Source organism: Terriglobus sp. 2YAB30_2 (genome assembly GCF_052114765.1).
Taxonomy (GTDB): domain Bacteria; phylum Acidobacteriota; class Terriglobia; order Terriglobales; family Acidobacteriaceae; genus Terriglobus.
Map to the genome: position 1 here is coordinate 80,947 of NZ_JBFRFJ010000018.1, position 6,501 is coordinate 87,447.

The 6,501-nt window shown below is 60.7% G+C and carries 3 protein-coding genes; all 3 read right to left on the reverse strand.

Annotation, left to right across the window (positions count from 1 at the left end; genetic code table 11):
* Positions 1-409: 409 nt before the first annotated feature.
* The 3 genes from AB4Y89_RS21000 to AB4Y89_RS21010 all read right to left on the reverse strand — a co-directional run bounded on the left by AB4Y89_RS21000 (position 410) and on the right by AB4Y89_RS21010 (position 6,155).
* Positions 410-1,498, reverse strand: a complete 1,089-nt coding sequence (locus AB4Y89_RS21000) for an efflux RND transporter periplasmic adaptor subunit (RefSeq protein ID WP_442302899.1) — start codon at positions 1,496-1,498, stop codon at positions 410-412.
* Positions 1,485-4,631 carry an efflux RND transporter permease subunit gene (locus AB4Y89_RS21005; RefSeq protein WP_442302900.1) on the reverse strand — a complete coding sequence of 1,049 codons (3,147 nt, stop codon included), beginning with the start codon at positions 4,629-4,631 and terminating at the stop codon, positions 1,485-1,487. The genes AB4Y89_RS21000 and AB4Y89_RS21005 overlap by 14 nt, the downstream gene beginning before the upstream one ends.
* A 129-nt stretch (positions 4,632-4,760) precedes the next feature.
* Positions 4,761-6,155, reverse strand: coding sequence for a TolC family protein (locus AB4Y89_RS21010; protein ID WP_442302901.1), 1,395 nt, complete (start codon positions 6,153-6,155; stop codon positions 4,761-4,763).
* Positions 6,156-6,501: the final 346 nt, after the last annotated feature.

A 6,501-nucleotide genomic window follows, 5' to 3' on the forward strand; every position in this document is an offset into this window, starting at 1 on the left:
TTGCTGGCTGGGGTATTCAGCGGGCTTCAGCCCGCTGATAAAGACGTAAAAGTAAATGGGCTTTAAAGCCCGATTCGTTATTGAGAAGAAAGATGTATGAGCGCTGAAGGCGCGACCTATACCAGCCTGGGGCAACGCCCCAGGTTTTGGCGCCCACAAGATGTCAAGGGCTGAAGGCCCGCTCTATATAAGGGTCTTCAATCCGAATGTATCGTTTCGAGAGGCCTACAACGATTTCACGAACTATTTCCTTTGTGACGATTCGCGATTATAGATCGGGCTTTCAGCCCTCTTACCGTTTTCTATCTCCGTACCTGGGGCGTTGCCCCAGGCTGGTATAGAACGCGCCTTCAGCGCTTGATCCTCCGTAGGGCCGATCTGAAATGCGCTTCAGGATTTATGACACACCCTAAGGCAAGGGAGCGCCATCGCGAATCTCATCGGTTGCCTGCTTTACCACCGTATCGCCCACTTTCAACTCTCCACGAACGGAAACCTGATCGCCGGAGACCGGACCCTTGCGGACATCCACCCAATGAGCATGTCCGCCGCGTGCAGCGATGACGAAGGTGCGCTCCGTCGTGGTTACGACGCTGGTCGCCGGGACAAACAACAGGTTGTCACCGGCAGCCACCGGCCAGTCCACTGTGGGATACATGCCCGGCGACAGCGATGCGTCGGCATTGGCGACATCGAGCTCCACCATCATGGCGCGGCTCTGCGGGGCGAGCGAGTTGGGAATACGAGCGACCTTGCCGGTATAGTTTTTGCCCGGATGCGCCGGTACATGGAAGGTGACCTGCGTGCCCTGGGCAATGTTGCCTGAGTAGTTCTCGGGTACAGGCACCACCAGGCGAAGGTGCGAGACCTGTTGCAGCCGCAGCAGCGCCTGATGACTGCCTGCGGCGACCATCATGCCGGGGTGAACCAGCCTCTCGGTGACGATGCCGTCGAAGGGAGCGGTCACACGAAGATATCCCTGCATCTCTTTCGTCGAGGTCAGCTGGCTCCCTGCCGACTTTACTGAAGCTTCGCGGGCCTGCACGATGGCCTCGGCTGCCTCTTTCTGCTTCTGTGCCTGGATCAACTCATTGCCGGCGACAGCGCCGGGAGTCTTCGATGCCTCCAGCAGCCGCTCGTAAGTGCTGGCCGCTGCCGCTGCTGACGCTTTGGCCTGTGCCGCTTCCGCTTCGGCCTGATGCAGACCGGCCTCGGAGGCAGAGGTCTGCGAGCCCATCTCCGGCGCGGAGAGAACGACCAGCAACTGACCGCGGCGCACCTTGCTTCCACGATCGACAAGAACCTTCTCCACATAGCCCGGAACGCGGGCCTCGATGTCGGTCTGCAGATACGGCGTCAGCTCCGCCGTCAGCGGCACGGTGCGGGAGAGGCTGCGGCTCTCCACCTTCGCCAGCGCGATCTTCGGCGCGCCTTGCGCCAAGGCAAGAGAGATGCTGACGAACGGCAGAAGGACAGCGGCGTTTCTAAACGTGTTCATAGTAGCGGCTCGTAGGATCTTCCGGATTAAGTGAGTTGGACTCGTGTTTGGCCTTGCGCTGCAGCGCGGCATAGATGGTGGGCAGAACGGTCAGCGTCGTCAGCGTGGAGAAGATCAGGCCGCCGACCACGGCGCGTCCCAGCGGAGCGGTCTGTGCTCCACTCTCACCCAGACCTATAGCCATGGGAATCATGCCGCAGATCATCGCCGTCGCTGTCATCAGGATGGCCCGCATCCGGCCGGTAGCGCCTTCGAAGGCAGCAGCTTCGACATCCTTGTTCTCACGTCTGGCGTGCTCTGCAAAGCTGATCAGCAGAATGGAGTTCGCCACCGAGATGCCGACCGCCATAATGGCTCCCATGAACGACTGAATGTTCAGCGTGGTACGGGTGATCAGCAGCATCAGCACCACGCCCACCAGCACACCGGGGATAGTGGACAACACCGCCAGCGGCAGACGAAGCGACTGGAAGTTGGCCATCAACAGCAGGAAGATGGCTGCGATGGCGATCAGCAGACCGATGCGCAGACCGGAGATGGTGTCTTCCAGCGCCGGCACCTGGCCACGCACCACGACCGTCACTCCCTTAGGAGGCGCGGCAAGATGCTGCAGGATACCGTTGATCTTTCCGCGGGCATCTCCGAGTGCAATGCCGTGAAGGTTGGCGGTGACGCTGACGATGCGCTGTCCGCTGAAGCGCTCAATCATCTCCGGCATGGTGCCGTACTTCAGGCTTGCCACCTGATCGAGCTGCGGCTGTGCCTGGCCTTCGCGCATCAGCGGAAGCGTCGACAACGCTCCCAGTCCCTGCACGCGGTTGGAAGGGAGCTGCACCTGGATCTGGAAGGCATTGCCGGTCCGAGGATCGCGCCAGTAGTTCGGTGCGATAAAGCGAGACGATCCGGTCGCCGGTATCAGCGAGGTAGTGACGTCGGCCATGGTGAGGCCAAACTGTCCAGCGTAGTCGCGGTCGATCTTGATCTCAGCCGTGGGATACTGCTGCTCCTGCGGGATGGAGATGTCGCGCAGGAAGCTCAGCTTCTTCATCTCGGCTTCGATCTTTGCCAGGTAGGCATAGTCCTGATCGAGGTCGACACCCTGCACATCGATCTGGATCGGAGTGGGCGAGCCGAAGCTCATCACCTGCGAGACGATGTCTCCGCCTTCGAAGGCAACGTTGAGATTGGGCATCTGCTTCTGGAAGGCTGTACGGAGCTCTTCGCGCAGCTTCTCATCCTGCGGATGGCCGGGCGCGAGCTGCACCTGAACGATCGCCTCTTCCGGGCCGGCGGTGAAGAGATGGATCAGGTTGACCGGATAGCTGGAGGGCTGCACGCCGACGTAGTCCGAGGTGATAGCGACGTTGTGTTCGCCTGCTGTCTTGCGGATGAGATCGAGTGCCTTCAGCACCTGCGGCTCGGTCTCTTCAATACGTGTGCCGACAGGAGCCTTGATGCGCAGGCGCAGCACCGGGCCGTTGGCGTCGGGAAAGATCTCTGTGCCCAGCGTGGGCGCCAGCAGGAAGAGCAACAGCGCGCAAACACCGAAGTAGCCGAGATAGATCAGACGTCCGCGCTTGAGGATGCGCTGCAGGTAGCCTTCGTACCAGGTGCGCAGCCGGCCGAAGCGCCCTTCATGCTCTTCGCCGCGATGTGTCTCTGACATGATCCATACGGCGAAGACCGGCACCAGCGTGCTTGAGAGCAGGTACGACGCAATCATCGCAAAGCCCACCGCCAGCGAGAGCGGCGTGAAGAGCTGGCGTCCCACACCCTGCATGAAGAACGAGGGAACGAAGACGGCGAGCACGCAGAGCATCGAAAGCAACCGCGCGATGATAGTGCGGCGGCAGGCTTCAAGCACTGCCTTCGCGCGCGAGACCCCAGGCATCAGTTGCGTGTGAATGTTCTCGATCTCGACCGTGGCTTCATCGACCAGCACACCGACCGCCAGCGCCAGGCCGCCCAGCGTCATGATGTTGATGGTCTGTCCCGTAGCCCACAACGCGACCACGGCAGTAAAGAGCGCAAAGGGAATATTGGCAACGACGATCAGCGCTCCGCGCCAGTCACGCAGGAAAAGCAAGACGACGAGGCCGGTCAGCACCGCTCCCAGCAGGGCTTCACGTACCAGACCGCCGATCGCGTTGGAGACATAGCCGGACTGGTCGAAGGCGAGCTGCACATCCACGTCGTCGGGAATCGCCTTCTTGAAGCTGGGGATGGCGGCTTTGACGGCCGCGATCACAGCCAGTGTCGAGGCGTCGGAGCGCTTGGTGACCGGAATGTACACCGTGCGCTTGCCGTCAACGTGGGCATACGCTGTGACAATATCGGTCCCGTTCTCAACGGTGCCGATGTCGCGGAGATAGATGTTGGCTCCGGAGCGCGGATGGATGGGCGCACTCATCAGCTCGGCCAGGTCAGGCCCCAGGGCAGAGTTGGTGCGGACGATGCGGTTGAGTGTGCCGTCGTAGAGATTGCCGGTGGGCGCCACCACCGAACCGGCGCTGACGGCAGAGATAGCCTGTTCCGGAGAGACGCCGTATTGCTTCAGCTTGTCCGGATCGAGTGTGACCACGATGGTGCGCTGGTTGCCGCCGAAGGGCGGCGGCGCGGAGACGCCCGGAAGCGTGGCAAAGAGCGGACGCACCTGGTTCAGCGCAAAGTTCTGCAGCTCGCCCTGCGAGTGAGTATTGCTGGAGAAGAGCAGCAGGCCGACGGCGACGCTGCCCGGATCGAAGCGCGTGATGAAGGGCGGCACCGTTCCCGGCGGCATGAAGGCGCGGGCGCGATTGACGTAGCCGACGGTCTCCGCCATCGCCTGCTCCATATTGGTGCCTTCGCGGAAGGTCAGCTTCATCAGGGCTGCACCCTGGACACTCTTGCTGTCGACTGACTGAATGCCGGTGATGTAGAGGAAGTGGTACTCGTAGTAATAGGTGAGGTAGCCCTCCATCTGCGCGGGGTTCATGCCGCCGTAGGGCTGGGCAACGTAGATGACCGGGTTGCCGACCTGCGGGAAGATATCCATCCGCATGCGTCCAACGGCCATAAAGAAGCCGGCGACGATCGCGAGCAGCGCGACGATCACGGTAAGCGGACGGCTGAGTGCTGCGAGGACAAGGCGCATGTCGAGTCGGTTCCTTTAGAGCAATTCTCCTAACACTGTAGTGTTGGATAAATCCGTGAATGCCGTTTTCTTCGAAGGAAAACGGCGCAAACTACCAAAACTTCGCTCTACATCCTTAGGAGAAATGCTCTAGCGGTTCGCCTCCTGCAGAAAGGGCTGCAGATCGCCCCGGAGATACTGCAATTTCAGAAAGGCGCGCCAGACATTCAGCCGGGCGATGGCGTTGTCGATCTCTGCCTGCACCTGCAGCCGCTGTGCCTGCGCCACATCATCCACGGGAACAAGGCCGGCCTTATAACGGGCGGTGGCTTGATTCAATGCTGTCTGCGCAGCATCAAGCTGAGTGGGTGTGTTCTGTGCGATGGTCTCGGAAGCGCGAAGCTCGGCCTGTGCCTGGGCAAACTGCTCCTGCAGGTTGCGTGCGGTCAGATCTTCATTCGCGCGAGCGGCTCGTAGCGTAGCCGATTGCGCCGCGGCCTTCGCGTGCATGCTGGCAAAGTCCAGCACCGGGAAGGCGATGTTGATGCCGGCGACATAGTTGCCGATGTTGGGCGCCAGACCGTTGGTTCCGGTCAAACGGCGTCCATCGGTCTCTGCTCCGGTACCACGGCCATAGGCTGCGCCTTCCAGGTTGAACTGCGGAGCCCAGCTTCGTTCGATGGCGTGGAGCTGTGCCGCATTCTCGGCGGTTGTCGCCTTACGCTCGGCCATGAGCGGATTCCCTGAGACGGCGAGTGGATTCTCCGCTCCGGTAGCCGTGGGCACGCTGCTCAGCAGCTTTGCCTGCGGTGTCACGCTGGTAGGTGCGCTCTGGAACTTGTGAAGCGTTGCAGCAGATATCTCGACGGCCTGCTGCGCGAGTGCGAGCTGATTGGCCGCGGCTGCCTTCTCGGCATTGACGCGCGATTCATCGGCTCCGGGACGAAGCTCGGCTGCTGCAAGGGCATGGATGCTCTGGCGCAGCGTCTCCCAGTTATCGACTGCTGTTTGCGCGGCTTTCATCGCCTGCGTGGAGGCGAGCACCGAGAGGTAGGCATCGGCGGATGCCGTCTCTACCTCGAGCTGTGTACGGAGATTGGCGGCTGCGGCGCGATCGCGTGCGGCTTCAGCAGCGTGAACATTGGCGCTGCGTGTACCGAAGTCAAAGGGCTGCCAGTTGATCAGGACTCCGGCAGCGCTGCCCCACACCGAGCCGCCGTTGTTGGTGCCGATTACCGGCCCGGACATCGGAGGAATGATGCTCTGCGGCAGCAGGCTTCCGAAGACGTTGTTGCGGGTTCCGCGATTGAACTGGGCGGTGGCGTCGAGACGCGGAAGATAGGCGGTGCGCGCCAGCTGAATGCGGGCGACCGAGGCGTTCAGCTCTTCCTGCGAGATACGGATGGCGGGATAGTTCTTCGCGGCATCGTCAACGACGGCAGCCAAGGTGAGCGGAGCGGCGGCCTCCTGGGCGCGCGCACCAGAGGACGCAACAGAGACAAGCATTCCCAGGGACGCGAAGCAGGAGATCCGAAGCAGGTTCATCGATAAGACGTCCTTCTCTTTTCCTATGAAGACGCTATATCGAATTTCGATACTTAGGCAACTCTCGGCCGCATTTCATCGCACAGTTCTGATGATCTTAATGAGGGCTTAACGTGTTGGCGGCGTGTATCGAGCATTGGAATGGAATATTCAATCGTCGATGTTTGGTTGGAGAATTGGGTGGGAGCCGTGGGCTTCAGAGTCTGTGTGAGTACTACTTGATTTTCGGAGTTATTTATACGAGAAGAGAGTATGTCACGTTATCTTCCCTATTCTCCAGAGCAGGGTTATCTTGTTCCGCCTCGCGTGGACGAAGTTCTGAGCGCGGATCATCTGTGTTTTTTCG